This window comes from Desulfobacula sp. (assembly GCF_014237455.1).
Classification (GTDB): domain Bacteria; phylum Desulfobacterota; class Desulfobacteria; order Desulfobacterales; family Desulfobacteraceae; genus Desulfobacula.
Genome location: NZ_JABZFL010000074.1, coordinates 75677 through 101722, shown reverse-complemented (window position 1 = coordinate 101722; position 26046 = coordinate 75677). Strand labels below are relative to the sequence as shown.

Genomic DNA, 26046 nt, shown 5'->3' with positions numbered 1-26046 from the left:
TACAGAATATTTTTGGCATGAAAAGTTAAATTCTGTTAAAATCGACCCCTGATTTTAAAAAAATCCCCCCGATTTTAGCTTGGAGCAGTATAAAAAAATTTAGGCGGTGGATTTGGGCCCAATCCCTTTATTGACTTCAAGCCCAGACAAAGATAAAGTGTGTTTTTTTATGATAAAAAATTTTTCAAGCGGATAAAATGAAAAATAATCAATCTATCAAACAGATAGCACTGACTGATCCGAAAACTGTCGTGGAAATAAAAAAACATCCCTCCATGGGATTTGTTTTTCTCAAAGCATTTTTGATTTCCCCCTTTCGCTCCAATACGATTAAAGATGACGCCATTGTCAATAAAACACAGATTATTTTAAAAAACTATTTACCGGATAAAAAACTGATTAAAAATTACAGAGCCGTCTGCGGCTTTTCAAAAGACCGGCCCGGCATCATTCCCATATCCTATTTGCAAACACTCTTTATTGGCCTTCTAGGCAGATTTATTACATCTTCTTTTTTCCCCATAAACCCCTTGGGACTGATCCAGATATTTCAGTCTTTTGAGCAGAAACGGTCTGTGAAAACCGATGAAACACTTGATCTTGCCTGCACACTTGACAGCATTAAAAAAACCGAGAAAGGGATTGAAACCGATTTTACTCTGGAGGTCATATCCGAAGGCAAACTTGTCTGGCAGGGGATCTCTACCTTTTTTACCCGAAGCCAGGTAAAAAAGGAAAAGACATCAAAAAAAAAAGACGACATATTTCTGGAAAAAAAAAAGACTATCCTTGTACCACCTGATACGGGCAGAAAATATGCAAGCGTGTCCGGTGATTATAACCCTCATCATCTTTACACGGTTCTGGCAAAGCTTTTCGGATTCAAAAGATCCATTGCCCACGGTATGTGGAGCCTTGCAAGGGTTATTGGAACCCTTGACAAGAAATTTGACCTTTACGATTCAGCCTTTATTGAAGCCTCTTTTAAACTGCCGATTTTCATGCCTGCCACAACGACGCTGGGGTATGAATGCCAAAATGATACAGAAAACCAACAGACCATTGTCATTTTTGAACTTCGTGATAAACAAAAAGAGTTTCCCCATCTAAAGGGAAGGGTTTTGAACAACCATCAAGGGTAATCACTATGCTGGGTTCCGTATTATCACTTTTGTCGGCCTTTTTCTGGGCCAGTGCTGTGATCCTGTTCAAAAAAAGCGGTGAAGTCTTTTCTCCTATTTCTCTGAATATCTATAAAAGTTTTGTGGCATTGATCCTGGTCTCCCTGACCATGGTAATTTTAAATATCCCGTTTTTCCCGGACAAGCCCATCAACGACTGGCTGCTGCTGGCAGCATCAGGGTTTATCGGGATTACGCTGGCAGATCTTTTCTTTTTCATCGCTTTAAACAGGCTGGGTGCAGGCCTTGTTGCCATTGTGGAATGCCTCTATCTTCCCAGTGTAATCTTTTTTTCTTTTATCCTGCTGGGAGAAAATTTAAGTGTCGGTGCCATTATCGGCGGTCTCCTGGTACTTACAGCCGTTTTTGTGGGCTCAATAAAAAGAAAAAAGGATCTGGATAAAACCTTGAAACAAAGACGGGAAAACAAAAATCCTTTGCCCGGCATTATTATTGGCTGCCTTTCCATGATTTTCCTGGCTGCCGGTATTGTGATGATAAAAAACTTGCTGGAACGAACCGATGTCTTCTGGGCAACCCTTGTCAGAGTAACGGCAGCAACAGTATCCCTGTTGGTCCTTATCTTATTCCACCCCAAACGGAAACAATACTTCAGGGAGCTCAAATTTTCAAAGGGCTGGCTTATTGCCCTTCCCGCCTCTTTTACGGGAAATTATCTGGCACTGCTCTGCTGGGTGGCAGGAATGAAATATACAACAGCATCCCGGGCCGCTATTTTGAACCAGATGTCCACCATATTTATCTTTATCCTGGCCGCTATTTTCCTGAAAGAAAAAATAACCGTGAACAAAAGCATTGCCATACTTCTGGCATTGACTGGCGCCTGTCTTGCAATTTTCATCTGACAGTTTCTATTATAATTGACAAAATAAAATTCCAAGAAATATAACCTCTTTTCAGGCATAACGTCATAAGAACATTAACCGGGTCTGTCAGTGTCCATCCTCACCAGGTTGAAATCCGACAGGATGGTATAAAGACAGGGTACCACCACCAGAACCAGCAGGGTGGACATCATCAGCCCAAACACAATGGAGCAGGCCAGGGGAATCAGGACCTGGGCCTGCATGGATTTTTCTGCCAGAAGGGGCAAAAGGCCTGCGATAGTGGTTACCGTGGTCAGCAGAACTGCCCGAAACCGCTCCCTTGAAGCCAGTTTTCCGGCATCGTCCACGGCCATACCCATTGCCGTGTGCTGCCTGACAAAACCGACCAGAAGAATGGAGTCATTCACCACAATGCCGGCCAGGGAAACAAATCCCAGGATACTGGGCATGGAGAGGTCAAGTCCCATAAGCAGATGACCCCAGACAACACCGATGAGTGCAAAGGGAATGGTCACCATAATCACAAAGGGTTCCCGATAGGCTCTAAACTGAAAACTCAAAAGACAGAACACACCAAAAATACCTATGCCAAGGGCCTTTAGCATACCCCCCATGGAAGTCTTCGTTTCTTTGGCCTGACCTTCCAGTCCGATGGAAATATCGGGAAATTGTTTTTTCAATTCCGGCATAAACCTGACTTTTATATCGGTGATAATATCCGCTGCATTGGCAACCCGGGTATCCACATCCCCGGTAACCGTGACGGTCCGTTGACCATCCACCCGTCTGATTCCGGTATATCCCCTGCTGTAGGTGATGGATGCCACGGTATTCAAAGGAATCCGCCCTCCTTTGCCGTTCATGAGATAAAAATTTTCAAGATCAAAAATGCTGCGCCTGTCAGAAGCAGCCATCCTGAGATTCACCTCATAGGATTCATCCCTGACAATTATCTCGCTGGCAGTACTGCCATAAAAGGCGGCTCTCAGCTGTTTTGAAACACTTCCGGCATCAAATCCCCTAGCTGTTGCCCCTTTTTTAAGTTTGACCAGAATTTCCGGCTTGCCCGGCCGCAAATCATCATAAAGGTCTGCCACTCCCTCATAGGTGTATAGCCAGTTGATCAGCTTTGTGGAGGCTGATTTTAAATCATCAAGGTTTTTCCCCTTAAGCCGGATTTCAATGGGAAGCCCGCCCGGGCCCATGGTGGGCTCTTTATAGGCAATGGCATCAGGGATATTCCCCTGCCAGGGATCTCCATTTATTGATGATATCATCCATGGACCCGGATCTGTTTTCAGCGTTTAAAAGGTCCAGGGAAACCGTGGCCACATGGGGACCGCTTTCTCCGGCATCTGCATTGGTGTTGTAAAGCACACTGATATGTTCCACCAGGTTCGCTTTACCCGGCTGTAAAGGAGATAAGGCAGTATTCATTTTGTCTGCCGCCTTTACAATTTTGTCCACGTAGTCTTCGGTTCTTTCCAGGGGAGTTCCCTGGGGGAATAGAATCCGGGCCTGGAGCACTTCTCCTTCCGTTTCAGGGAAAGCCCGAATTTTCAAATACCCACCGGCGATCATGGAGATGGAGGCAATAAAGGCAAAGATAACCAGCCCGACAAATAAATACCTGAAATTGACAGCCGCATCCACAAACCGGCCAAGGATCTGTTCCCGCATCCAGGCAAGGCCTGCCTCAGTTTTCTGGCGGAACCTGCCCTTACGTCTGCCTGAGGAATGCCCGGCCAGAGAATGGGACAGATGATTGGGAAGAATGAAAAAGGCTTCCACCAGACTCACGGAAAGGGTCAGGATCAGAATCACGGGAATCACGTAAAGTACTTTTCCGATATCCCCTTTCATGCTCAAGGCCAGTGCCCCAAAAATAAAAAAAGTGGTTAGAAATGAAGAAAACACGCCCGCTGCTACTTCGGATATGCCGTCTACAACAGCCTTGAAAGAATCTTTTCCCTTTTCAAGGTGGGCGGCAATATTTTCGGCAATCACAATGGCATCATCCATGAGCAGGCCAAGCCCGATCAAAAGACCGACCATGGACAGCATGTTCAGAGACAATCCCAGATGTTTCATAAAGAAAAAAGTCAGTAGAAAAGTAACCGGCAGGCCCATGGCCACCCAGAAGGAAAAGGAAAAAGGGAAAAACAGCAGCATGGCAAAAAACACCAGGACCAGCCCCTGTATCCCGTTCACGGCCAGCATTTGAAGCCGGTCCCGAACCACCTTGGACACATTCTGGGTAATGGTAAAGGAGATGCCTGAAGGGGCTCTTGTCTGCTCCTCTGCCAGAAAGGCTGTCACCGCATCCAGAACTCTCAAGGCATCCTCGGACTTGGTTTTACTGATCTGGAGCAGCCCGGCCCGTTTTCCGTCAAACAGGATTTTGTCTTCATCCTCCGTGAATCGGTCCGAAATTTTGGCAATATCCCCCAGCTGGATTTCTGCGCCCGTTTCCCCGGATATCACAATGAGGTCCTCCAAGGCATATAGGGTTTTTCTTTCTTCGGAAAACCGGATCAGAATGTCCGAATCCCTTGTTTCCAGGCTTCCGACTGGCAAATCCAGATTTTGAACCCCCACTGCCCCTTCGATATCAGACACGGAAAGGCCCAGGCGCATCATAGTGTAAAACGGAATCTCAATTAAAAATTCATGATCGGAAAACCCCAATATTTCCACTTGGGAAACCATACCCAGAGCCTTGAGCCTGTCTTTGAGATCCTCGCAGTAAAACTTTAAATGCACTGGACTCATGGGTCCTGTTACTGCTACAGACACTACCGGGTCGGTCCTGTTGATCCGTTTGACGATCACATCCTCCACCTGGGCCGGGAAATCATTAATGGCTTCCACCTCGGTTTTGATGTCATTGAAAAACTCGATGATATTACCTTCATCCACCATTTCCACTACAACCAAAGCCCTGTTTTCCATGGCCGTACTCCGGACCTCGGCGATATTGGTCACACTGTCAATGACGTCTTCGATACGCCGACACACAGATGATTCTATATCTTCGGCAGTGGCCCCAGGATACGTCACCGTGACTTCAACGGCATTGACAGAAAAATCGGGAAAGGTTTCCCGTTTCAGGCCGGTAACCGAAATCAGACCCAGGGTGATAAACAGTAGCATGAGAAGATTTGCAGCCGTGGGATGGGCACACATGAACGAAATCATCTTTTTAAATGAATTCATGCTACAATGCCTCCCCAGTGGCCTGACGCTTCAGTTGTTCTGCAATGTCGCTGTCCTGAAAGGGTTTCAGCAGCATCCCCTCCACGGCCGGCACAAGATCGGTTAACACCAGAGTCTCACCTTGTTCAAGCCCTGTGGATAGCACGGCCAAATTTTCCACCTGGAATTCAACTTTTACCGGCTTAATTACAAGCCGGTTTTCCGGGGAACAGATATAAATTTTTTCTTCATGCACGGAACTTCTGGGGATTACAAACCGATCCGGAACCGCTTTCCCCCGCAGTTCCACCTCCACATACATATTGGTAAGCAGAGGTGGCCGCTTTCCAGGAAGCATATTTATCCACTGTGATATAGATTGTAATAGCCCCTGTCTTAAGATCCATGGACTCACTGGTCCGGGAAAACCGACCATCCCATTCAATTTGATTCACCTCATCTAAGGGAAGTATCACCTTGGCAGTAATTCCAATTGCCTGGCGAAGAATCTCCATATTTGGTACTTCCGGAATCATGGGACCATCTTCCCTGGGCATGAGATTTAAAAAATTTTTGGGTGCCAACTGTATCGAAATCTCGGCACTCTCAATGCTTTCTGCTTTAACCAGCACGCTTCCGGCAGTCGCATACTGGTGAAGTTCAATATTCACTACAGACAGCCGGCAGTTAAAGGGGGCATAGATTTCTGTTTTGGCCACATCCAGGCGCCGTTCAGTCACTGTGGATTCCCCTGATTTTTTCTGAGCCAAAAGGGCTTTTTTCTGTGACGGGATCAGGGCTAAGGTATTTTGAAGATTATTCACTGTGGTCTGATGGGTCAAAAAAATTCTTTCTTCTCTTTCCAGATCGGAAGCAGAGATATAGCCTTTGTCAAACAATTCCCGCTTGCGCTTAAGCTCCTGAGCGGCACTGGTCAGGGATTTTTTTTCAATGGACAGGACACGCTGGGTATTTTTTTGGGACTGGGCAAGCTCCTTGAGCCGGGCATCAACATTCATAAGCTCTGCCACTCCCCGGGTTTCGGCAAGCCCGTATGGAGTGGTATCAATTTTGAACAAAAGCTCACCTTTGCGAATAAAATACCCTTTTCTCAAATTTTTATTCATGTAAACGATTTTACCACTGACCTCGGAAATAGCTTCCCAGGTACGTTCTGCCTCAACATATCCATAGCTGATGGCCCTGGGCACAACCCGGGTTTTTTCCAGAGAAATCACCCGGACGGTCTGAACCCGCTCTTTGTGGTCAAGACGGGCGGGCGGCTGTTTGGTGCTTTTCATCCAAACGAAGAGAACAATCCCGCAGATGACAGGAATAATGATCAATAATTTTTTTAAACTTTTCATATGCTTTCCTTCGGTTCCTTTCACACTGCTCTTTGCCATTATTTTGTCCCTCCGATGGTGATCATAAAATAAACCATTACCCTGGAACTATCCCCCAGGAAAAGAGTTCTTCCCTGGCAAGAATGCCGGAAGTCCTGGCTGCCCTTACGGTCTCATGGTTCAATATATCCAGCAGGGCATAATCCAGACCTGCCGCTGCCAGCATGGCAAGATAGCTTTGCTCCACAAGCCTCTTTTTGACTTTATCCCCTGCCCCTGTGGTCAAATTGGAAAGCCCTGCAATGGTCCTCACGGGAGAACCCAATAAATCCGGCAACGTCCTTATAACATCCAAAACCGCCCTTGCCTGGACAATCCCGTCTTCCCATGCCAGCGGTGGAACAACCGGATCAATAATGATCCGCTCTTTGGCAACACCCATCGCTTCAGCCTGTTCAAATAACTCAAGGGCAATCTCAAATCTTTCAGCCTTATCCTTTGGAATCCGACTGTCAGGATACAGCAGAAACCCGACAATATCCGCATCATACACTTCTGCAAGGGGTAAAATCTGCTCAAGCTTACGGGGTTCAAGGGAAAATCCGTTAATTATAGCCTTGTTATTTGCAGCTTCAAGCCCTGCCTTCATAGCAACGGGATTGGAGGTATCAATGAGTAATGGCAGGTCTGTCACACTCTGTATCGCCTCAATAAAAAATGCCATGCCCTTTTCAGAAGACCTGGTCAACGGCCCGGTATTTACATCAATGGCCCATGCCCCTTTTTCCACACACTGCTTCACAAGCTCCTGTATGGGTTTGGGGTCACAGGCCTTAAGCGCATTCTGAATATTTTTTTTTGTAATTCGAAGATTATCAGCGATCAGTTTCATATGAGTCAATGCTTGCCTTGTCTTCCGATGCCGACCGGATATGCACATCTCGCTGGGGGAATGGTATTTCAATGCCGTCCTGCCCAAAGCGTTTATAAACAGCAGTGTTAAGCAAATGCAGTAGTTTGCCTCGCAATACCGGTTTGTTTACCCAGCATAATAATTCATGATCAAGGCTTGAGTCTCCAAAGGTGCGAAATCGTATGCGCGGCTCAGGATTTTTACAGACATCCGGGAAGTTTGTTGCCACGTCAAGCAAAGCTTTATGAACCTTATCAATATCCGATCCATAAGCGACTCCCACCTTGACACGAATGCGAAATTTTTCATGCCTGCCGCCGGCTTCATTGGTAATCTTGGTATTTCCCATGATTGAATTGGGCACAGTAATTTCCACATCATCACGGGTTAAAAGACGTGTGCTGCGAATACCGATGTTCGTCACCGCTCCCCGCTCGCCTGAATCAAGAACAATGAAATCCCCGAGTTTATAGGGTGCGTCCGCCATGATAAATACACCTGAAAACAAATTGGCCAACGTGTCTTTTGCGGCAAAGGAAATTGCAAGACCTATTATCCCGGCAGAGGCTACCCAGGCTGTCAGATCAATATTCCAGACCAGAAAAATAATATAAATTGACAGGCCTGTTACCAGAATAATCAACAGATTGTTGAACAACGGCAGGGTCTGGTCCTGTATTAACTTGAACCGACTTTTGTCATGACTCACCAGTTTGATTAGAAGCTTAAGGAATCGTGCTGCAGCAGCTGCCCACAAAAATATGGCCACGGTTTTCAGCCCGCCCAGGGTTATGAAGTTTATGGTCTCTTTAAACTCCAGTCTTTCCGTAGCCAGGGCAAGACCAAAGAGTATGATGCTGAGAAAGACGGGCTTGTGAAAAATGTCAAGTACCTGATCGTCTATTTTGAGTCGGGTCTTTTCTATCCATCTTTTAATTACACGGGTGGTGATCACATCCATGAGCTTTGCCAGGCCAAAAAACAAAAGGACAATCAACACCGCCTGAAGATAACGGTTGGGCGCGATTTGCGCCAGCAACTCCAGTAATTGTTCTTTATTAATATTCATTCCGTTTCCTGTTGTAAATCACATTTGTATTTCTATTCTTAACTCTATAGTCTGGTACAAAGCTGTAGTCAACAAGTATCGAACCCAATCTGATCCGAAAAGGACCTCATCAAAGCCATTTTTTGTTGACTATTTCAATGTTTTTCTTCATTAATAAGCCATGACATTTAAAACCAATTGGAATTTAAAAAAATAAAGGAGACCCAATGTCAAAAGGAAAAGTTGTTCTTGCCTATTCAGGAGGACTTGATACCTCTGTTATCTTGAAATGGCTTTTGGAACAGGGGTATGAAGTATTCGCCTATATGGCCAATATCGGCCAGAAAGAAGACTTTCAGGCGGCAGAACAAAAGGCATTAAAAATCGGTGCGTCCAAAGTATTTATCGAAGACATGAAAAAAGAATTTGTCACCGATTATATCTTTCCCGTGTATAAGGCCAACACAATATATGAAGGGCGATACCTTTTAGGAACAGCCATTGCCCGCCCCATCATTGCAAAAAAACAGATAGAAATTGCAAGACAGCTTGGTGCCGAGTATGTCTCCCATGGTGCAACAGGCAAAGGCAACGATCAGGTCCGGTTTGAATTGTCATACTATGCCCTGAATCCCAAAATCAAAGTCATCGCACCCTGGAAAAACGCTGATTTTTTAAGCACCTTCAAGGGGAGAACAGATCTTCTTGAGTATGCTGAAAAACACGGTATCCCAACCAAACAGTCTGCATCCAAACCCTATAGTGAAGATGATAACCTTCTGCATATTTCCCATGAAGCCGGCATCCTTGAAGACCCTGCTCATGAATGTGAAGACAGCATTTATTCCCATACCGTGTCCCCGGAAGATGCACCGGACAAGCCCACAAAGATTAAAGTTGAATTCAAGGACGGCATCCCGGTTAAAGTCACCCATCTTGAAAATAATATAATTAAAACTGACCCGCTTGAACTGTTTGAATACCTCAATGAGCTGGGCAGAGAAAATGGGATTGGCCGGCTTGACATGGTTGAAAACCGGTTTGTGGGAATCAAATCAAGGGGTGTGTATGAAACCCCGGGCGGCACCATTCTCCACGAAGCCCACAAAGATATTGAAGGTGTGGCCATGGACCGGGAAGTGATGCGGCTCAGAGACATGCTGTCTGCCAAGTTTGCAGAACTGGTTTACAATGGATTCTGGTTCAGTCCTGAAATGGAATTTCTCATGGTGGCCATTGATAAGAGCCAGGAAGTCATTGACGGTGAAGTCACCTTAAAGCTCTATAAAGGCACAGCTTATCCCGTTGCCCGGACAAGTCCTTCTTCCCTTTATGATCAGGATTTGTCTTCCATGGATATTGAAGGCGGGTACAATCAGGAAGATGCTGAAGGTTTTATTAAAATCAATGCCATCCGGCTGATGGCCCACAGAAATATCATCAATAAAAAAAAATGATCAAATCGTCTGCCCGGGAGGTTGGTTTAGACTCCCGGCAGATTCTATTTAGTTCCCGGCAATAGGTTCAACAAATTGAGACTCTGAATCCCATGGAAAAAGAATTCAGGTGTCCTGGCTGACTTCCGTCACATAGGCATCCACCAGAGGTTTGCCGGCGGGTTTGGCATATACCGTTGCAAAATAGGCGTTCGGCAGCATTTTCCTGACAACCCTGGCTGTTGAGCCCGTGTCCACAAGATCATCAATAATCAAAAATCCTTCCCCTGAATCATCAATATTTTTCAGGACCTTTGCCTCTCCTTGATTCTTCCAGTCATAGGCGGTGATGCAGACCGTATCAATATAGTGTATCCCAAGTTCCCGCGCAATAACTGCGGCAGGAACCATGCCGCCCCGCGTGATTGCAACAATCCCTTTCCATGGTCTTTCTATGTCATGAAGTCTCCATGACAGGGCTTTTGCATCCCGGTGAAGCTGGTCCCAGGAAATAGGATAGCTTCGTTTGTATCTCTCCATATTTCTACCCATATATTCAAGACTCCTGTTTTCTGGTACTTATTATTTTTGACTTTTATTATATTTGGCAGTATTTTATCTGCAGAATATTAAAAAATAAAGGATAAAAATTTTGAACACCATAAAAGGAAACTGTTTAAACTGCGGCGGAAAGCTTTACATTAAACGAACCTGAAAAAAAGTCTATCTTTGCTGCAGGGCCTGCACAACAAATTACCCCGAAGATAAATATAAAATTCTCATGGATGAATACCTTGAGGAAAAACTGGCCAATGTTCCTGTAAACAGGTTGTGATGGATTAAATCCTTTTAAAACGGTGTTTCACCTGGATGAACCAGCTGTCTGGGGCCTCCGGCACCACCGGGTGCCCAGTTTTTTGTTTCACTTATCTTTTCATAATTATCAAGTTTACCCAGTTCTTTGAGACGTTCTACAATTAAATGCCATGCACAGTCAACATCCCGGCCCAAAGAAATACTGATCTCGCATTTCCCCTTTGATGACCCGCCGCAGGGACCGTTGAGAAGCCGTTTGGCACATCTGGCAATGGGGCATATGCCGCCGGTCAATCCCAGAAGACAATCACCACATCCCACACATTTTTCATTGAGAACACCAGGCTCATCCAATGCACCGACAAAAGTTGTATTCAACCCTGGTAAAACAGGAATGCCTTTAAATACATCCGCCATGGTTTGAACCCCGGCACCACATGCAAGGGACAAGATGGCCTCCACTCCTTCGGGAAGATCAAAAAACGGTTCAATCCAATCTTTTTCGCATTGTCTTTCTATCATACTGTTTTCAAAAAGATGAAGGGTTTTACTATCTTTAAACGCATGTGTTAGCGCTTCCGTCATCGATCTTGCAGCCCTGTCACCACCGGTCAAGCTTACTGCCACACAGGTTTGACACCCTACTACCAGAACATTATTATATTCTTTTATTGATTCAATAATCTCTTCAATTGGTTTATGTTCGCCGACTATCATACATTATCTCCTATTGGGAAGCTCTTTTGGAGGCAAGTTTTTTCCATACATTTATAGGTTCTGACCCTTTATGATCAGGGCACAGGGGCTCAATCGTCTGAGTATTATTTGAAACCGTATCACCAAGGCTTGCAGTGTAAATGGGTTCTCCACAAACCTTGCAATGAACCAGATCCAAGGTTGTTACCAGGTCAAATCTGCCCGTAAGCAAAACCTTGAATTCAATGGCATCCTGTGGGCAGATCCTCCAGCAGTGGCCACACCTGGCACAAAGAGACATATTATGCAGTATTTTCCGGCTGTCTTCCTGATCAAAATAATTCAATGCGCCTGCCGGGCAATTCTGTACACAGGCCAGACATCCATTGCAGTTCTCATTTACTTTAAAAAAGGACATGTTAATATCTCCTTGATTTCTTCTTCAATCACTTTAAGGTTTTGCCAGGCGTGCCAGCTTTCCTGCCACATGAACCATATTGGGTATTTTAAGCATTTCAAACGTCTGATATTCAATGGCCATTGGCTCACAGACTTTCACACATTCGGGATCACCGCCGCACAGATCACATTTATAGGATTTAGCCTTTAGTTTATCCAGTTTCATTGCACCAAAGGGGCAGGCAGATACACACATGCCGCATCCCACACATTTTCGACGGTCAATCAAGACCAGGGCAAGTTCATCATCACGACAAATCGCCTCTTTGGGACAGGTTGCCATGCAGGGCGGATTTTCACACTGCTTGCAGGCGATGGGGAAAAAGAAATCTTCATTGTCTTTCAGGATTCGAATACAGGACAGGCCGGGGCTACTTAAACTTGTACGGATATTAATGCATGCTGTTTCACAGTCCCCGCAATTATTGCATTTCTCCGGATGGATTATGAGCGTTTTAACATCCATTGCTAAAGATCTCCATTCTTATCATCTCCACCTTTTCCTAAAGTATTGAATCAATTTGCATTTAAAGCACAGCCGTTCAGCATCATGAACACAATGGTAGTTATGATACACGATGTAGCCAAACGGGTCAACTTCTTTTTACGGGCCAATAAATTATAGGTTAATCATGCCTGTCGGGGGTTTCGTCTAATCAAAAAAATAGTATATCATTAATACAATTTGTTCATCATGATGAACTGTAACTTAATTATTATCAGATCCTTCCTGCATACTTTTTCTTAATACCCCGAAACTGATCATAGGAAAGCCCAAGTCTTTTAGCTGCTTTTTTCTGGTTAAATTGACACTCTTTTAAAGCCCTTGATAACAGATACCACTCCAACTCACCCACCGCCTCCTTGAACGATTTTTTCAAAATCCCATCCATGATATCAACAGAGTCACCGGCTTTTGATTCATCTGGAATCAGCGAACCTGTATGGACTTTAACCGCCCTGTTTTCCAGAGTATTTCCATAGGGATTATTAAACGGGTTAAAGGAAACCTCTTTAATTTTACCGAACGAAGATTTATAGACCGCCCGTTCAACGACATTTTTTAATTCCCTGATATTTCCCGGCCAGGGATACGCCTCAAGCGACTTTAATGCCTGAGAAGAAATCCTGGGTATTTCATCCCAGCCAAGCTCAAACGCCATCCTCCCTGCAAAATGGTTTGATAGGACCAGGATATCCCCTTTTCTCTCTCTTAACGGCGGCACATAAATCACTTCGAACGAAAGCCGATCAAGAAGATCCTGCTTAAACTCACCGGACTGCGCCATCAAAGAAAGATCCACATTTGTTGCCGCCACAATCCGCACATCAACATGGATGGACTCGGAGGAACCGACCCGTTCAAAATTACCATACTCCACTACCCTTAAAATTTTTTCCTGAACCTCTGTGGGGATTGTTCCAACTTCATCTAGGAGAAGTGTGCCCTCGGACGCTTTCTCAAATCGGCCTGGCCGCCGGAAGCCGGCACCAGTGAACGCTCCTTTTTCATACCCGAACAACTCAGACCCTATCAGGGTTGGTGTCAGTGCCGAACAATTCAATGTCACCAAAGGCTTTTGCCACCGTTTTGATAAAAAATGAATCCTTGACGCTGCAAGCTCTTTACCCGTTCCGCGTTCCCCGAGAATAAGAACCGGGCGCTCAATGGATGCCACCTTTGATATTTGCTCCTGAAACTCAAGAAAAGTCTCTGACTGACCCAAAGCTTCCGGTATTGAAAAGTGCTTGCTGCTCCCTTGGCTCTGACCGGATAAAACCATCCCTCCCCCTTTCCCCCTGAAACAATCGGCGTGTATGGCAAAATAATTCTATTATTAGTCTATATTACCATTTATTGGTAAATATTACCACACATAATACATAATAGTCAATAACCATAACTCACTAAAATTAAAGCGTATTTAAAATAAAAACCTAGCCTGGCACGCAAAATGCTATTTGTATCTATGAATTTTAGAAAAAATAATTTTTACATACAAGGAGAAAACAAAATGGGAATTTTTACACGGTTTAAAGACATTGTCGCATCAAACATGAGTGCCATGCTGGATAAAGCAGAAGATCCGGAAAAATTAATCAAGCTGATGATCAGAGAAATGGAAGACACATTGATTGAAATCAAATCTTCCTGCGCGAATGCCATTGCAAATCAAAAAAAAGTTCAAAGATTTCTGGACAACATTCAGGAAAAAGAAGATTTCTGGGCTCATAAAGCTGAACTTGCCGTGAATAAAGAAAAAGATTCGCTGGCCAGACAGGCACTTCAGGAAAAAAGGCGGTATACACAGAAATCCGAGGCTGTTGAGGTAGAATTAATCGAGCTGAGTGTGATCATTGAACAATATCGCGATGACATCCAGGAACTTGAAAACAAACTCAAATCTGCCAGGGAAAAGCAACGAATGCTGGTACAAAGACACATCCGGGCAAAACGCAAAAAAAGAGCCCAGGAAGAAATCCGGCGTGCGGACAGTGCCGATGTAATGCTAAAATTTGAAGAACTTGAAAATCACATCGAAAGAATGGAAGCAGAGGCAGACCTTGTCAACTATGGCAGGCCTGCAACACTTGAAGAGGAGTTCGATGCCCTGGAGGCAGATGACGACATTGAAGCAGAACTCGATAAATTAAAATCCTCCCAATCTTCAAAAAATAATGATACGAATAATGCATAAACCTTCAGACACTAATCAAATCGGAGTAATAGTATGATGACTGGCGCACTTATCGTAGGACTCTGCATTGGCGGTGCAATACTCTTAATCGCCACCCTTGGATTGCTTATTATCGGCATCATCAGGGCCGCCAAAACAGGGGGGCTGTCCAAAAAAGAAAAACAAGCCCATGCTGAAGAGACTAAAATGATCCAGGATATTTATCATGGACTGTCAAAAATGGAAGAACGGGTTGAAGCGCTTGAAACCATACTGATTGAGCGCCAAAGAAAGGATTTTCACAAATGAGGCGACACTATGGACATAGACGAAACCATAAATTTAAACAATACAAAAGGCATTATAATGGTCTCAGAGACAGGCTTGAAGCTCTGACCTCGAGCCAGGGGATCTATCGATCCAGAAAAGGCATCTTCATGGGCGTCTGCCGGGGACTTGCCGAACACTTTAATCTCAGTGTTTTCTGGCTGAGGATAATTACCCTGGTCTTATTTCTTTTTACCGGCTTCTGGCCGATCGGCGTCATGTATATCGTTGCAGGCCTGCTGCTGAAAATGGAACCGGTTTCCCCTTTGCGTGATGAAAAAGACGAAGAATTCTATGACACCTATACCCGTTCAAGGCAATCGGCCATCCAGAGAATCAAAAGAAAATTTAAAAATATTGAACGCCGCATTCAGAGGATGGAACATACAGTCACTTCAAGGGAATTTGACTGGGAATAGACCTTCATCTTTTTTTCATTACGAACAACAATGGCTGCACAAATTATTATTGCAGCCGTTGTTGCTTCTATGGTTATAATATTCCCAGAAGACTGAACCCATCCTTAAAAAGAAAGACAGCAAGGGTGCACAAGGCAAAACCTAAAAATTTCATAGTATAAATATAGACACGGCCCTTTAAAAAAGCTTTGGACTCTCCAACCAGAATCGCCAGCACTATTTTTGTTCCGACCAATAACACATAAAAGCTGATGACAAACGCTGCTGCGGCAAAAACATGCTTATCATTTGCCCTGGTCATTGTGGGTGCTCCCACACTCAGCCAGAAAAGATAAGGATGAGGGCTTAACATATTGACCAGTATTCCTTTTGTCAGTGATCTTGGACTAGCCTTTTGAATATCAATTTCTACGCCTTTAGCTTTCATGCCCTGAATCCCCATAACCAGTACCAACATACCACCAACAAGGGAAATCACTCCCAATATGCCATGAAAGCCTGATAACCTGGACAGGATAAATACCGTCAACACAATAATGGGTAAATCTGTAACCAGAGGGGCCAGGGCTACTTTGATACCGGCCCTGATATCATGCAAAATGGTTTCTGAAATCACCAGCGCCAATAATGGTCCTGGTGCCAACCCGGCAGATAATCCCAAAATAGTTCCAATGGTTAAATAATGAATCACTTCACCCACTCTTCCAATATATTCATAGTGCGCAAAGGCCACCATACATTATTTAAACCCTCCTGACATCATGAATTTTACCATTAATGAATTTATTGTAATAATTGTATGAATACCCTATAAAGGGTCGGTTTTATGCTTTTTTTTAAAAACAGGAGAAAATTATTGGACACGACACCGGGATATTCTGTTATAGGCCACGGGCCTGTCGCTGTTTTACTTCACAGTTCAATGAGTTCAAAGGAACAGTGGAACCCATTAATCCAACTATTACGCCACAAGTTCAAAACCATTGCCATTGATTTGGCAGGCTATGGAGACAATGAACTGCCTCTTAGTCCTCAAACCTTCTCAACAGAGGATGAAATCAATCTCATCGAAGGTATTTTGGCAAAAGAAACAGAAACCAATGAACAATTTCATCTGATTGGCCACTCGTATGGAGGTGCGATAGCCTTGAAACTATTGCTTAAAATACTTAGCAGGGTCAAAACTCTGACCGTGTTTGAACCCGTTGCCTTTCACCTGCTGCCGACTGATGGAAGCGCCCGAAATGAGATTACAGCCATTGTCGACCAATTAACATCTGCACTTAAAAAAAACAGGACCTACGCCACACAATTATTTATTAATTACTGGTCCGGGAAAGGGACATTTGAAAAACTGGCACCAAATAATCAAACCATATTTATTCAATACATTGACAAGGTACTACTTGACTTTCAGGCCCTGTTTAACGAATCATTGACCCTTGAAGACTATTCAAAAATCAATATTCCCATTTGCATGATTAAAGGAGAACAAAGCCCTTTATCATCGCTTCAAATCTTCCAGATCCTGGCACAGACCATTCCAGACCGTTCCATTCATTCTGTTCCAGGCGGGCATATGTCTCCCATTACGCACTTTAAAAAAGTGAATAAAATCATAGAAAAAATTTTGACGCCGCAGGTTTTTGAATAAGGTGTTATAAAAAAAATCCTGCAAAAGTAATGACATGTTTTAAGAAATGTTAACAAATTTCCTTGATTTACCAGATAAAAGAATATCGGTCTTTAGAAAATTTATAAACGTTTTTTCCGTCAAGCTGGGCACCTTATCCTGAAGCTGGACCAGTGATATCTTATTGATCACATTCTTTTTGTCTGTTTTTATGGGGATGATTTTGCCCCTTTTAATGTCCCTGCTGACAATATGTGAAGCAATCACTCCCATACCCAATTGAGTTTTTATCCCGGTAATAACCGCTTGATGACTGTTAACCGTCAGAACCCGGTTTAATCCGGCTGAAAATTTATTAAAATGGTGTTTAAACCAATTTTTCAGAGTCAAGGAAGATTTCTGGTATGAAATAAACTCTTTTGAAACCAGGTTTTCAAAGGAATGATCTCCTTTTATTTCTTTTTCATAATACTTTTTTGAGCAGGCCATGATCACTTCTTCATCTATCAAAGGCTCAATACTGTAAACTCCGAAATCCTCAAACACCTGATCCCGGGTTAAAAAAATATCCACTAGACCAAAGTCAAGCTCACCGGCTTTAACCATTGGAAAAATTTCGGCAGGACCACCCAGTTTCATCGTAAATACAACTTTTGGATATTTTTTCCTGAAGGATGCAAACAGTCCCGGAAAATACGATTTACCAAATTCAATGGGAGAACCAATTCTGATCATACCCGAGGGAACCTGTTTTGCCTGCCTCATCTGTTTGATACCGGCTTCAAGATCACGGATAAAGGGTTTAAGGATTTCAAATAATTGATCCCCAGCAAAAGTTGGGACAAGTTTTTTGTGAAGTCGTGTGAACAAAGGAACGTTTATCTCGCACTCAAGTTTATTCAGGGCCTGGCTTACAGCGGAAGGCGTAACATTCAATTCCCTGGCTGCACCGGCCACACTCTTTTGTACAAAAATATAATAAAAAACTTTCAGTCTGTTAAAATCCGGAAGCATTAGCAATACTTAACCTAAGATTAAATTGTTTTAATTTTACTTAATAACAAAACCGTTTTATATTTTCAACATAAATAAAACATTTTGGGAACAGGCAATCGTCGTTACAATAAAATAACCAAAGGAGTGACACATGAAAGCATTACTCAAAAAAATTATGGGAGTGATAATATATTTTTTTACCCCTGAAGATTCTGCAACCCCAATTCATAACGGAATCATTTCTTTTAAAATTGAATCCGACATGGTGGGTATCGGGTCTGCAAAGGCATTATTCTGGGTCATGAATTCCATGATCTTCGTGTACCTGATTTCTTTTCTTTAATCTGATTTTTTAAATAAAGATAAAGAAATTTCATACTCCATCGAAAATTTTCTGGAACAAGTCAAATTATTTTGACTTTAATAGTAAACATTGTTATTAGACAGAAATGATTCGTTGAAGTGATCATTGTTATTCTTTGTTTAACACAATTTTCAAAGGGGGAGAAATGAAAAAAATAGGGATTTTTTTAACATTATTTATGTTTTTATTTTCCGGTTCGGTTCTTGCTGCTCCAAAAGCAGGCGGAACCTTTGTTTTCGGCCGTGGCGGTGACAGCGTAGGGCTTGATCCTGCATATGAAACCGACGGCAATTCGTTTATGGTCTGTGATAATATCTTTGAAGCACTGGTTTCATACAAGGACGAATCAACCGCTCTGGAACCCGGCCTGGCTGAATCCTGGGATATTGCTGCGGATGGTCTGACATATACATTCCATTTGAGGAAAGGTGTCAAATTTCATGACGGCACACCGTTTAATGCGAATGCAGTTGTTTTCTCCATCGGCAGGATGATGAAGGAGAAAAATGTCAAATTCGTTGGAAAAGGTTTTGATATTCCTAAACAGGATAGGACGCCTGAGTATTGGGTATCCATGGAAATGGACACCACCATCGGTTCCATTGAAGCAACCGGCGAATACACAGTCGTATTCAAGCTGAAAAGAGTAGAGGCACCTTTCCTTGCCAACATGGGAATGGATTTCGCCGATATTATCAGCCCGACAGCCTTTCTTTCCAACCCAAAAGAATTTTTAAGACAGCCGGTTGGTACCGGACCTTTTAAATTTGTCTCCTGGGTAAAGGATGATAAGATTGTCCTTGAAAAATTTAAAGAGTACTGGGATAAAACCGGTGGCCCTTATTTTGACAAAGTCATTTTCAGGGCAATTCCTGAAAACTCCGTAAGATTCCTTGAACTTAAAACCGGTTCCATCAATGTCTGCCAGTTCCCAAATCCGGCAGATATCCCTCTTGCCAAAAAAGATAAAAATCTCCAGCTTATTGCTCAGCCGGGCATGAACGTTGGTTACCTGTCTTTCAACCATACCAAGGAACCCTGGAAGAGCAATTTGCATTTAAGAAAAGCCATTGCACATGCTCTCAACAGGCAAGCCATTGTTGATAATATCTATCAGGGTATGGGCCAGATTGCAAAGAACCCGATTCCGCCAACCATGTGGGGATATAATAAAAGCATCCCGGGCTATGCCTTTGATGTGGAACTTGCCAAACAAGAACTTGAAAAAGCCGGATTTAAAGATGGAAAAGGCCTGGGCGAAATTACGCTTTGGTCAATGCCGGTTCCACGTCCCTACAACCCTGAAGGTCTTAAGGTCGGTGTAGCCATGATTTCAAACCTTGCAAAGATCGGTATCAAGGCAAGAATTGTCAGCTATGACTGGGGCACTTATCTTAAAAAACAACGTGAGCAGCCTGATGACATGGATCTATTCCAGCTTGGATGGACAGGTGACAATGGTGATCCTGATAATTTCCTTGCGGTTCTTTTTGACGGCCTTGCTTCCCCCTCCATCAGGACCCAGTGGCACAACCAGGAATATCATAATCTGATAGTCAAGGGCAAAACCACAATTGATCAGGCGGAACGTACTAAAATCTATGAAAAAGCCCTCCAGGTGATTTTTGATCAAGTGGGTACTATTCCCATTGCCCATTCAACTGTTATCTGGCCTACCACCAAAAATGTCATGAATTTCAAACTTCATCCAACCGGAAGTGTGAGATTGAAAAACGTGTCGTTTAAATAAACACCTAAAAAAAGGAAAAGAGCTTGAAAGAGCTCTTTTTCTTTTCAAACACATTATCATAACATTATGTTAGCTTATATTATTAGACGTATTTTTATTCTTGTTCCAACACTTTTAGGCGTGTCATTGATCGTCTTTTTTATGCTTCGTCTGACCCCGGGAGATCCAGCCGAACTTATGCTGGGGGAGAGGGCAACAGAAGAATCCCTTCATCAAGTCAGGGAACACTTAGGCTTAAATGAACCGCTTCATGTCCAGTACGGCATGTTCATGAAACGCCTGATGAAAGGAGATCTTGGCGAAACCATATTTACAAGGCAAAAGGTCTGGACTGAGATCAAACACAGATTTCCTGCAACCTTGGAATTGTCTGTGTGTGCCTTGTTTATTTCATGTTTTGTGGGGATCATATTGGGGATTATTTCCGCCACAAAGCAGTATTCCGTGTTTGACTACCTGAGCATGTTAGGTGCCTTGACAGGGGTCAGTATGCCCATATTCTGGCTGGGCCTTGTGCTGATGCTGATATTTTCCGTCAATCTCGGGTGGCTGCCCATTTCCGGCCGTTTGAGCGTTTTGATCGACCTGGAAGTCGTGACAAATTTTTATGTGCTTGATTCCATTATCACTAAAAACTGGGTGGCACTCAAAGATTCAATCTGGCATCTGATCATGCCTGCTGTGACTTTAAGTACTATTCCCACGGCAATTATTGCCAGAATGACCCGATCCAGCATGCTTGAGGTCTTAAAACAGGACTACATTAAAACCGCAATGGCCAAAGGGCTTTCCAAATTCAAAGTTGTTTACAAACATGCATTGAGGAATGCATTGATTCCGGTTGTCACGACCATAGGCCTTCAGTTCGGCGTACTTTTGTGCGGTGCTATCCTGACCGAGACCATTTTCGCCTGGCCCGGAGTCGGCAAATGGATGTATGATGCGGTCATGCAGAGGGACTACATGGTTATCCAGGGCGGGACATTGATTATTGCCACTATCTTTATCATGATTAACCTGTTTGTTGATCTTCTCTATGCAGTAATAAATCCTAAAATCAGTATCAAATAACCCAAAAGTAAAGTTTATGAGCAAGAAAAATACTAACAAAAAAACCCTGGACCGGCATCCCATGCTGGAACAGCTCAGTCAGTTGTGGCGGAATAAAACAGCCGTTGCAGGACTGATTATTATTGTCATTTTCATCATGGTTGCTATATTTGCCCCCTATATCAGTCCCCATGATCCGATCGAGACATCCCTATACGACCAACTCAAGCCCCCTGTCTGGTACGAAGGCGGCACTACCAAGAATCTGCTCGGTACGGATGACCTGGGGCGGGACATACTTTCCAGATTGATATACGGCGCCAGAATCTCACTGTTGGTATCTGTCATCAGCGTGAGTCTTGCATTCTTTTTCGGCACCCTGATCGGTGCTGTTTCAGGATACAAGAAAGGATGGATAGATAATATCACCATGAGAATTATGGATATTATTCTTTCTTTTCCCTATATTCTTCTGGCCATCGTGATTGTTGCCTATCTTGGACCCAGTCTGAAAAATGCCATGATTGCCATCGGAATAACCTATATTCCCAGATTTGCAAGAATTGTCCGGGGAAGTGTTCTTGAAGAATGTGAGAAAGACTATGTGACAGCTGCCAGGGCCATCGGGGCAAATGAATTCAGAATTATTTTTATTGCCATTCTTCCCAATTGCCTGGGCCCCCTCATTGTCCAGACAACATTAAATTTTGCCAGTGCCATTCTTGATGCGGCCGCCTTAAGCTTTCTGGGCCTGGGTGCTCAGCCACCCACACCCGAATGGGGTGCAATGATTGCCCAGAGCAGATCATTGATTTTAAGGGCTTCATGGGTTATGACCCTGCCGGGACTTGCTATTTTATTTGCTGTTTTAGGATTCAACCTGCTGGGTGATGGATTAAGGGATGCTCTTGATCCGCGAATGAGGGATTAAAATGGATAACGACAATCTACTTGATATAATAGAACTTAGAACACATTTTTTCGTCAGGGACTGGATTGCCAAGGCTGTTGATAATGTCAGCATCACCATCGCACCTGGCCAGACCTTAGGACTAGTGGGAGAATCTGGATGCGGAAAAAGTGTGACTGCACATTCCATCATGAGGCTGATTCCGGAGCCTCCCGGAAAAATTGTGAGCGGAAAAATCCTATTTGACGGAAAGGATCTGGTAAAAGCCACCGAGAAGCAGATGAGAAAAGTCAGGGGCAACAAGATCAGTATGATCTTTCAGGAACCCATGACTTCTTTGAACCCGGTTTTCACTGTGGGAGATCAGGTTTCGGAAGTCATTGAACTTCATAAGAATCTATCCAAAAAAGAATTGAAAAACCGGGTAATTGAAATGTTCAAACTGGTTGGAATTCCGGACCAGCAGACAAGGATTGACGAATATCCCCATCAAATGAGCGGGGGTATGCGCCAGAGAGTCATGATTGCCATGGCACTGGCATGCAACCCCAGACTGATGATTGCCGATGAACCCACCACAGCTTTGGATGTAACCATTCAAGCCCAGATCCTTGATCTGATGAACCGCTTGAAATCTGAAACAGGGGCCGCAATTTTATTTATCACCCATGACCTTGGGGTGATTGCGGAAATGGCCCAGATGGTGGCCGTCATGTATGCAGGGAAAATCGTTGAATACGCCGACGTCAAAACCCTGTTTGCCAACCCCAAGCATCCCTATACCATCGGATTGATGGAGTCCATACCTGTTCTGGGCAAAAATATGGACATGAACAGGCTGCAGACTATAAAAGGTTCGGTCCCGTCATTATTCGATCTTCCCCAAGGATGCTATTTTTCAAATCGTTGTCCGGATGTGTTCAAGGACTGCATGACCACAAGTCCTCAGATCTGTAATATAAGTAAAAATCATATGGTACGGTGTTTAAAATATGCTTAATCATTCCAAAACATTACTCAGAGTAGAAAACCTGGTTAAGTATTATCCCATCAAGGGTGGTATTTTAATGAAGGAGATTGCCTCGGTCAAAGCAGTAGATAACGTCAGCCTCACTATTCAACAAGGCGAGACCCTGGGGCTTGTAGGAGAATCCGGATGTGGTAAATCAACACTTGGAAGAACAATTTTAAGACTGGAAGAGCCTACCTCGGGCAAGGTGTTTTTCCAGGATCAGGGAATCGGAAATCTGGAACCTGAAGCAATGCGCCAGTTGAGAAAAAGAATGCAGATCATTTTCCAGGATCCTTTTTCCTCTCTTAACCCGAGAAAATCAATTTCCCAGATCATAGGAGAACCTCTCCTGGTCCATGGGATGCGCAGCAGGTCACAAAGGGACAGGGAAGTAGCTGAGATACTTGAAACAGTAGGACTTGGAAAAGAATACATGCGAAGGTATCCCCACCAGTTTTCCGGTGGACAGCGACAGAGAATCGGTATTGCCAGAGCGATTGCTCTGAAACCTGAATTCATTGTCTGTGATGAAGCCGTCTCAGCCCTTGATGTCTCCATCCAGGCCCAGGTGATCAACCTGTTGAAAGACCTTCAGGAAAAGTTCAATCTGACATACCTGTTTATTTCCCATGACCTGCATGTAGTGGAATATATTTCAGACAGAGTCGCTGTCATGTACCTTGGAAAAATCGTTGAATTTGCCGAATCAGGAGAGTTATATAAAAATTCTTTGCACCCTTATACCAAAGCCCTTTTATCGTCTTCACCCATGCCTGACCCCAATTACCAGAGGAAATCACTGCCATTGATGGGAGATGTGCCCAGCCCGATAAACCCACCGCCCGGTTGCAGGTTTCATACCCGATGTCCTAAACGGCAGGATATCTGTTCCCAAAAGGAACCTGAATTTATCGAACATGAAAAAGGGCATTTTGCAGCCTGCTTTTTTATTTAATAGAACAATCCCTGTTATCAGGATATTACCCTGTTTTCCTCCACTGCATGGCAGGCGACGCACGTGCCATTATCTAATGTCAATAATTCAGGAATCTGATTGACACATCTTTCATTTGCGTGGACACACCTGTCATGAAAAACACATCCCGACGGGAGATGAATCGGAGTGGGAACCTCACCTTTAAGCTTGATATGCTTTTCTGATGTTTCACCAATTTTGGGGATAGCACTTAAAAGCGCTTTTGTATAAGGATGACGGGGGTTTTCAAAAAGCGTTCCTGAGTCAGCGAGTTCACATAAGTTCCCCAGATACATAACGGCAACATTGGTGCTGATGTGCTGTACAACGGATAAGTCATGGGTAATAAAAAGATAGGTTAACCTTCGTTTTTTACCGGTTTCCATCAGCAGGTTCAAAATTTGAGCCTGTATGGATACATCCAGTGCTGAGACAGGTTCGTCTGCAACGATTAACTCAGGATCAAGTATTAACCCCCGTGCGATACTTATTCTCTGTCTCTGACCCCCTGAGAACTCATGGGGGAATCTTTTCGCCCATGCAGGGTCAACCCCGACCTGCTCCATGATCTCTTCAATTTTATCGTAAATTTTTTTTGAAGACATTTTAGGGTTATGGAATCTTAAAGGCTCTTCTAATGTCCTTTGTACTGTTTTTCTGGGGTTTAAGGAAGCATAAGGATCCTGAAAGATCATCTGCATTTTTTTTCTAAAGGGCAGCATCTCTTTATGGCTGAGGTTGTCAATTCTTTTGCCGCTATAAAGGATCTGTCCTGAATTTGGCGCATAGAGCCCCATAACAACCCTTGCAAGGGTTGATTTTCCACACCCGCTTTCTCCAACAACACTTAAGGTTTCTCCTTGGTTAATAGAAAGCGATACATTGTTGACCGCTTTAACCGTTGTCTTTTCCAGTTTGAATTTTCCATTTTTAAATCGGATTTGATCAAGAAATCCGCCTGTAATGTCAAAATGTTTAACAACGTTATCAATGGTCAGAATGGGGGTAGACATTTTTTTTAGTTTCCTTATATCAGATGACATGACGCCATCGTTCCAACATCGGTTTTTTTAGGCTCAGGAATATTGGTTTCGCAAATTCCTATTTTTTCTAAGCATCTTGGATTAAATGCACACCCGGGTGGAATTTTTGAAAGTGTCGGCATCATACCGGGAATCTGCTGAAGTTTTTCTCCAGGTTTTATTGATCCTGGGATGGAATTAATCAGTCCTTTGGTATAAGGATGTCGGGGATTGGATATGACTTCATTGGTGGCACCTGATTCAATAATCTTTCCAGCATACATTACAGCTATTTCTTCAGTAACCTGGGAAACAACGGCAAGGTCATGGGTAATTAAGATCAGGGACATATGATCTGTTTCACACAGCTCTTGTAAAAGATCCATGATTTCAGCCTGGATTGTGACGTCCAGGGCAGTTGTGGGTTCGTCTGCAATAATGATTTGAGGATCCGTAAGCAGTGCAATCGCTATAATGATTCTTTGACGCATGCCGCCTGATAATTCATGAGGATACTGGTCAAGCCGTGTTTCAGGTGACGGGATTTGTACTTTTTGAAGTTTTTCAAGCGCAATCTTTGTGGCTTCCGATTTTGAAATATTTTTATGGGCAAGCAGGGTTTCAATCATTTGGGTGCCAATGGTAAAAACTGGATTCAAGGTCATCATTGGATCCTGAAAAATCATACTTATTTTATTTCCCCTGATTTCACGCATCTTTTCATCGGAAAATGAACTTATCACTTCTCCATCAAAAATAATTTTGCCTTTTGAGATATATCCGGGCTTGCTGATAAGATTTATGATTGAGAACCCTGTAACAGATTTACCGGCGCCGCTTTCTCCAACCAATCCTAAAGTTTCCCCTTTGTCCAGAGTCAAATCCACACCATCAATGGCTATAATATCGCCTGTTCTCAATGCAAATTTTACTTCAAGATCATGAAGTTCTAATAGGTGAGACATTAAAAA

At 43.5% G+C, this 26046-nt stretch carries 28 protein-coding genes and 1 pseudogene; 14 read left to right on the top strand and 15 right to left on the bottom strand.

All coding sequences use genetic code 11. From position 1 onward, the window contains the following. Positions 1-197: 197 nt before the first annotated feature. Both HGJ91_RS11055 and HGJ91_RS11050 read left to right on the top strand, forming a co-directional pair. Complete coding sequence (locus tag HGJ91_RS11055) at positions 198-1142, top strand: MaoC/PaaZ C-terminal domain-containing protein (protein WP_291347809.1); 945 nt, start codon at positions 198-200, stop codon at positions 1140-1142. A gap of 5 nt (positions 1143-1147) precedes the next feature. Continuing rightward, the gene (locus HGJ91_RS11050; protein ID WP_291347808.1) at positions 1148-2047 is read left to right on the top strand and encodes a DMT family transporter; all 900 of its coding nucleotides are present in this window, start codon (positions 1148-1150) and stop codon (positions 2045-2047) included. A gap of 74 nt (positions 2048-2121) precedes the next feature. On the opposite strand, the gene HGJ91_RS11045 is transcribed toward HGJ91_RS11050, so the two are convergent. The 6 genes from HGJ91_RS11045 to HGJ91_RS11020 are packed head-to-tail and all read right to left on the bottom strand — an operon-like array spanning position 2122 to position 8552. Continuing rightward, positions 2122-3306 carry an efflux RND transporter permease subunit gene (locus HGJ91_RS11045; RefSeq protein ID WP_291347807.1) on the bottom strand — a complete coding sequence of 395 codons (1185 nt, stop codon included), beginning with the start codon at positions 3304-3306 and terminating at the stop codon, positions 2122-2124. Continuing rightward, entirely contained in the window at positions 3260-5245 is a 1986-nt protein-coding gene (locus HGJ91_RS11040) for an efflux RND transporter permease subunit (RefSeq protein WP_291347806.1), read from the bottom strand. Before HGJ91_RS11040 ends, HGJ91_RS11045 begins: the two co-directional genes overlap by 47 nt. Before the next feature lies 1 nt (position 5246). Continuing rightward, positions 5247-5480, bottom strand: coding sequence for a hypothetical protein (locus HGJ91_RS11035; protein WP_291347805.1), 234 nt, complete (start codon positions 5478-5480; stop codon positions 5247-5249). Beyond that, complete coding sequence (locus HGJ91_RS11030; protein ID WP_291347804.1) at positions 5473-6630, bottom strand: hypothetical protein; 1158 nt, start codon at positions 6628-6630, stop codon at positions 5473-5475. Before HGJ91_RS11030 ends, HGJ91_RS11035 begins: the two co-directional genes overlap by 8 nt. Positions 6631-6667: 37 nt before the next feature. Beyond that, positions 6668-7462 (bottom strand): dihydropteroate synthase, encoded by a 795-nt coding sequence (locus tag HGJ91_RS11025; protein WP_291347803.1) that lies wholly within the window; start codon positions 7460-7462, stop codon positions 6668-6670. Further along, on the bottom strand, positions 7446-8552 hold the full coding sequence (locus HGJ91_RS11020) for a mechanosensitive ion channel family protein (protein WP_291347802.1): 1107 nt from the start codon (positions 8550-8552) through the stop codon (positions 7446-7448). Before HGJ91_RS11020 ends, HGJ91_RS11025 begins: the two co-directional genes overlap by 17 nt. A gap of 206 nt (positions 8553-8758) precedes the next feature. Here HGJ91_RS11020 and HGJ91_RS11015 point away from each other — a divergent pair, with 206 nt between their 5' ends. Beyond that, a complete protein-coding gene (locus HGJ91_RS11015) occupies positions 8759-9988 on the top strand; it encodes an argininosuccinate synthase (RefSeq protein ID WP_291347801.1) in 1230 nt (409 codons plus the stop codon). A gap of 105 nt (positions 9989-10093) precedes the next feature. Here the strand turns inward: HGJ91_RS11015 and gpt are convergent, their stop codons facing one another. Beyond that, positions 10094-10519 carry a xanthine phosphoribosyltransferase gene (gene gpt / locus HGJ91_RS11010; RefSeq protein ID WP_291347800.1) on the bottom strand — a complete coding sequence of 142 codons (426 nt, stop codon included), beginning with the start codon at positions 10517-10519 and terminating at the stop codon, positions 10094-10096. A gap of 178 nt (positions 10520-10697) precedes the next feature. On the opposite strand from gpt, the pseudogene HGJ91_RS16530 reads away from it, so the two are divergent. After that, a pseudogene (locus HGJ91_RS16530) lies at positions 10698-10802 on the top strand (dual CXXC motif small (seleno)protein); the annotation flags it as partial. Between the two features lie 14 nt (positions 10803-10816). Here HGJ91_RS16530 and HGJ91_RS11005 read toward each other — a convergent pair. The 4 genes from HGJ91_RS11005 to pspF form a co-directional block, all read right to left on the bottom strand. Further along, on the bottom strand, positions 10817-11500 hold the full coding sequence (locus HGJ91_RS11005; RefSeq protein WP_291347799.1) for a methylenetetrahydrofolate reductase C-terminal domain-containing protein: 684 nt from the start codon (positions 11498-11500) through the stop codon (positions 10817-10819). 10 nt (positions 11501-11510) lie between these two features. Further along, a complete protein-coding gene (locus tag HGJ91_RS11000; protein WP_291347798.1) occupies positions 11511-11897 on the bottom strand; it encodes a 4Fe-4S binding protein in 387 nt (128 codons plus the stop codon). 33 nt (positions 11898-11930) lie between these two features. Then, positions 11931-12404, bottom strand: coding sequence for a 4Fe-4S dicluster domain-containing protein (locus HGJ91_RS10995; RefSeq protein ID WP_291347797.1), 474 nt, complete (start codon positions 12402-12404; stop codon positions 11931-11933). 253 nt (positions 12405-12657) lie between these two features. Next, positions 12658-13722 (bottom strand): phage shock protein operon transcriptional activator, encoded by a 1065-nt coding sequence (gene pspF, locus HGJ91_RS10990; RefSeq protein ID WP_291347796.1) that lies wholly within the window; start codon positions 13720-13722, stop codon positions 12658-12660. A gap of 231 nt (positions 13723-13953) precedes the next feature. Between pspF and HGJ91_RS10985 the strand changes: the two genes are divergently transcribed. The 3 genes from HGJ91_RS10985 to pspC are packed head-to-tail and all read left to right on the top strand — an operon-like array spanning position 13954 to position 15362. Beyond that, positions 13954-14637 (top strand): PspA/IM30 family protein, encoded by a 684-nt coding sequence (locus HGJ91_RS10985; protein WP_291347795.1) that lies wholly within the window; start codon positions 13954-13956, stop codon positions 14635-14637. A 33-nt stretch (positions 14638-14670) separates the two neighbouring features. Continuing rightward, positions 14671-14925 carry a phage-shock protein gene (locus tag HGJ91_RS10980; protein ID WP_291347794.1) on the top strand — a complete coding sequence of 85 codons (255 nt, stop codon included), beginning with the start codon at positions 14671-14673 and terminating at the stop codon, positions 14923-14925. Next, positions 14922-15362, top strand: coding sequence for an envelope stress response membrane protein PspC (gene pspC / locus HGJ91_RS10975; RefSeq protein ID WP_291347793.1), 441 nt, complete (start codon positions 14922-14924; stop codon positions 15360-15362). Before HGJ91_RS10980 ends, pspC begins: the two co-directional genes overlap by 4 nt. A gap of 73 nt (positions 15363-15435) precedes the next feature. Here the strand turns inward: pspC and HGJ91_RS10970 are convergent, their stop codons facing one another. Continuing rightward, positions 15436-16098 (bottom strand): LysE family transporter, encoded by a 663-nt coding sequence (locus HGJ91_RS10970; protein ID WP_291347792.1) that lies wholly within the window; start codon positions 16096-16098, stop codon positions 15436-15438. A gap of 120 nt (positions 16099-16218) precedes the next feature. On the opposite strand from HGJ91_RS10970, the gene HGJ91_RS10965 reads away from it, so the two are divergent. Continuing rightward, positions 16219-17016, top strand: coding sequence for an alpha/beta hydrolase (locus HGJ91_RS10965; protein WP_291347791.1), 798 nt, complete (start codon positions 16219-16221; stop codon positions 17014-17016). Positions 17017-17055: 39 nt separating this feature from the next. Here the strand turns inward: HGJ91_RS10965 and HGJ91_RS10960 are convergent, their stop codons facing one another. Continuing rightward, the gene (locus HGJ91_RS10960; RefSeq protein WP_291347790.1) at positions 17056-18009 is read right to left on the bottom strand and encodes a LysR family transcriptional regulator; all 954 of its coding nucleotides are present in this window, start codon (positions 18007-18009) and stop codon (positions 17056-17058) included. A gap of 133 nt (positions 18010-18142) precedes the next feature. Here HGJ91_RS10960 and HGJ91_RS10955 point away from each other — a divergent pair, with 133 nt between their 5' ends. From HGJ91_RS10955 to HGJ91_RS10930, 6 genes are all read left to right on the top strand, one after another. After that, positions 18143-18334, top strand: a complete 192-nt coding sequence (locus tag HGJ91_RS10955) for a hypothetical protein (RefSeq protein WP_291347789.1) — start codon at positions 18143-18145, stop codon at positions 18332-18334. A gap of 166 nt (positions 18335-18500) precedes the next feature. After that, positions 18501-20105 (top strand): ABC transporter substrate-binding protein, encoded by a 1605-nt coding sequence (locus HGJ91_RS10950; RefSeq protein WP_291347788.1) that lies wholly within the window; start codon positions 18501-18503, stop codon positions 20103-20105. A 66-nt stretch (positions 20106-20171) separates the two neighbouring features. Beyond that, a complete protein-coding gene (locus HGJ91_RS10945; protein ID WP_291347787.1) occupies positions 20172-21176 on the top strand; it encodes an ABC transporter permease in 1005 nt (334 codons plus the stop codon). Positions 21177-21192: 16 nt separating this feature from the next. Then, a complete protein-coding gene (locus HGJ91_RS10940) occupies positions 21193-22086 on the top strand; it encodes an ABC transporter permease (RefSeq protein ID WP_291347786.1) in 894 nt (297 codons plus the stop codon). Between the two features lies 1 nt (position 22087). Beyond that, positions 22088-23065 (top strand): ABC transporter ATP-binding protein, encoded by a 978-nt coding sequence (locus tag HGJ91_RS10935; protein WP_291347785.1) that lies wholly within the window; start codon positions 22088-22090, stop codon positions 23063-23065. After that, on the top strand, positions 23058-24032 hold the full coding sequence (locus HGJ91_RS10930) for an ABC transporter ATP-binding protein (protein ID WP_291347784.1): 975 nt from the start codon (positions 23058-23060) through the stop codon (positions 24030-24032). Before HGJ91_RS10935 ends, HGJ91_RS10930 begins: the two co-directional genes overlap by 8 nt. Before the next feature lie 17 nt (positions 24033-24049). Here HGJ91_RS10930 and HGJ91_RS10925 read toward each other — a convergent pair whose 3' ends face one another. Both HGJ91_RS10925 and HGJ91_RS10920 read right to left on the bottom strand, forming a co-directional pair. Continuing rightward, the gene (locus tag HGJ91_RS10925) at positions 24050-25066 is read right to left on the bottom strand and encodes an ABC transporter ATP-binding protein (protein ID WP_291347783.1); all 1017 of its coding nucleotides are present in this window, start codon (positions 25064-25066) and stop codon (positions 24050-24052) included. Between the two features lie 14 nt (positions 25067-25080). Further along, a complete protein-coding gene (locus tag HGJ91_RS10920; RefSeq protein WP_291347782.1) occupies positions 25081-26040 on the bottom strand; it encodes an ABC transporter ATP-binding protein in 960 nt (319 codons plus the stop codon). Positions 26041-26046 lie beyond the last annotated feature (6 nt).

Bases quoted from the DNA above. Each gene is read 5' to 3' on its own strand.
- HGJ91_RS10930 (WP_291347784.1), top strand. From the start codon at position 23,058: ATGCTTAATCATTCCAAAACATTACTCAGAGTAGAAAACCTGGTTAAG.
- HGJ91_RS11045 (WP_291347807.1), bottom strand. From the start codon at position 3,306: ATGATATCATCAATAAATGGAGATCCCTGGCAGGGGAATATCCCTGAT.
- HGJ91_RS11055 (WP_291347809.1), top strand. From the start codon at position 198: ATGAAAAATAATCAATCTATCAAACAGATAGCACTGACTGATCCGAAA.
- HGJ91_RS10970 (WP_291347792.1), bottom strand. From the start codon at position 16,098: ATGGTGGCCTTTGCGCACTATGAATATATTGGAAGAGTGGGTGAAGTG.
- HGJ91_RS10950 (WP_291347788.1), top strand. From the start codon at position 18,501: ATGAAAAAAATAGGGATTTTTTTAACATTATTTATGTTTTTATTTTCC.
- HGJ91_RS10955 (WP_291347789.1), top strand. From the start codon at position 18,143: ATGAAAGCATTACTCAAAAAAATTATGGGAGTGATAATATATTTTTTT.
- pspC (WP_291347793.1), top strand. From the start codon at position 14,922: ATGAGGCGACACTATGGACATAGACGAAACCATAAATTTAAACAATAC.
- HGJ91_RS11000 (WP_291347798.1), bottom strand. From the start codon at position 11,897: ATGTCCTTTTTTAAAGTAAATGAGAACTGCAATGGATGTCTGGCCTGT.
- gpt (WP_291347800.1), bottom strand. From the start codon at position 10,519: ATGGGTAGAAATATGGAGAGATACAAACGAAGCTATCCTATTTCCTGG.
- HGJ91_RS11020 (WP_291347802.1), bottom strand. From the start codon at position 8,552: ATGAATATTAATAAAGAACAATTACTGGAGTTGCTGGCGCAAATCGCG.
- HGJ91_RS10980 (WP_291347794.1), top strand. From the start codon at position 14,671: ATGATGACTGGCGCACTTATCGTAGGACTCTGCATTGGCGGTGCAATA.
- HGJ91_RS10940 (WP_291347786.1), top strand. From the start codon at position 21,193: ATGAGCAAGAAAAATACTAACAAAAAAACCCTGGACCGGCATCCCATG.
- HGJ91_RS10935 (WP_291347785.1), top strand. From the start codon at position 22,088: ATGGATAACGACAATCTACTTGATATAATAGAACTTAGAACACATTTT.
- HGJ91_RS10960 (WP_291347790.1), bottom strand. From the start codon at position 18,009: ATGCTTCCGGATTTTAACAGACTGAAAGTTTTTTATTATATTTTTGTA.
- HGJ91_RS10925 (WP_291347783.1), bottom strand. From the start codon at position 25,066: ATGTCTACCCCCATTCTGACCATTGATAACGTTGTTAAACATTTTGAC.
- HGJ91_RS11030 (WP_291347804.1), bottom strand. From the start codon at position 6,630: ATGGCAAAGAGCAGTGTGAAAGGAACCGAAGGAAAGCATATGAAAAGT.
- HGJ91_RS10945 (WP_291347787.1), top strand. From the start codon at position 20,172: ATGTTAGCTTATATTATTAGACGTATTTTTATTCTTGTTCCAACACTT.
- HGJ91_RS11040 (WP_291347806.1), bottom strand. From the start codon at position 5,245: ATGAATTCATTTAAAAAGATGATTTCGTTCATGTGTGCCCATCCCACG.
- HGJ91_RS11005 (WP_291347799.1), bottom strand. From the start codon at position 11,500: ATGATAGTCGGCGAACATAAACCAATTGAAGAGATTATTGAATCAATA.
- HGJ91_RS11025 (WP_291347803.1), bottom strand. From the start codon at position 7,462: ATGAAACTGATCGCTGATAATCTTCGAATTACAAAAAAAAATATTCAG.
- HGJ91_RS10985 (WP_291347795.1), top strand. From the start codon at position 13,954: ATGGGAATTTTTACACGGTTTAAAGACATTGTCGCATCAAACATGAGT.
- HGJ91_RS10920 (WP_291347782.1), bottom strand. From the start codon at position 26,040: ATGTCTCACCTATTAGAACTTCATGATCTTGAAGTAAAATTTGCATTG.
- HGJ91_RS11015 (WP_291347801.1), top strand. From the start codon at position 8,759: ATGTCAAAAGGAAAAGTTGTTCTTGCCTATTCAGGAGGACTTGATACC.
- pspF (WP_291347796.1), bottom strand. From the start codon at position 13,722: ATGGTTTTATCCGGTCAGAGCCAAGGGAGCAGCAAGCACTTTTCAATA.
- HGJ91_RS10995 (WP_291347797.1), bottom strand. From the start codon at position 12,404: ATGGATGTTAAAACGCTCATAATCCATCCGGAGAAATGCAATAATTGC.
- HGJ91_RS11050 (WP_291347808.1), top strand. From the start codon at position 1,148: ATGCTGGGTTCCGTATTATCACTTTTGTCGGCCTTTTTCTGGGCCAGT.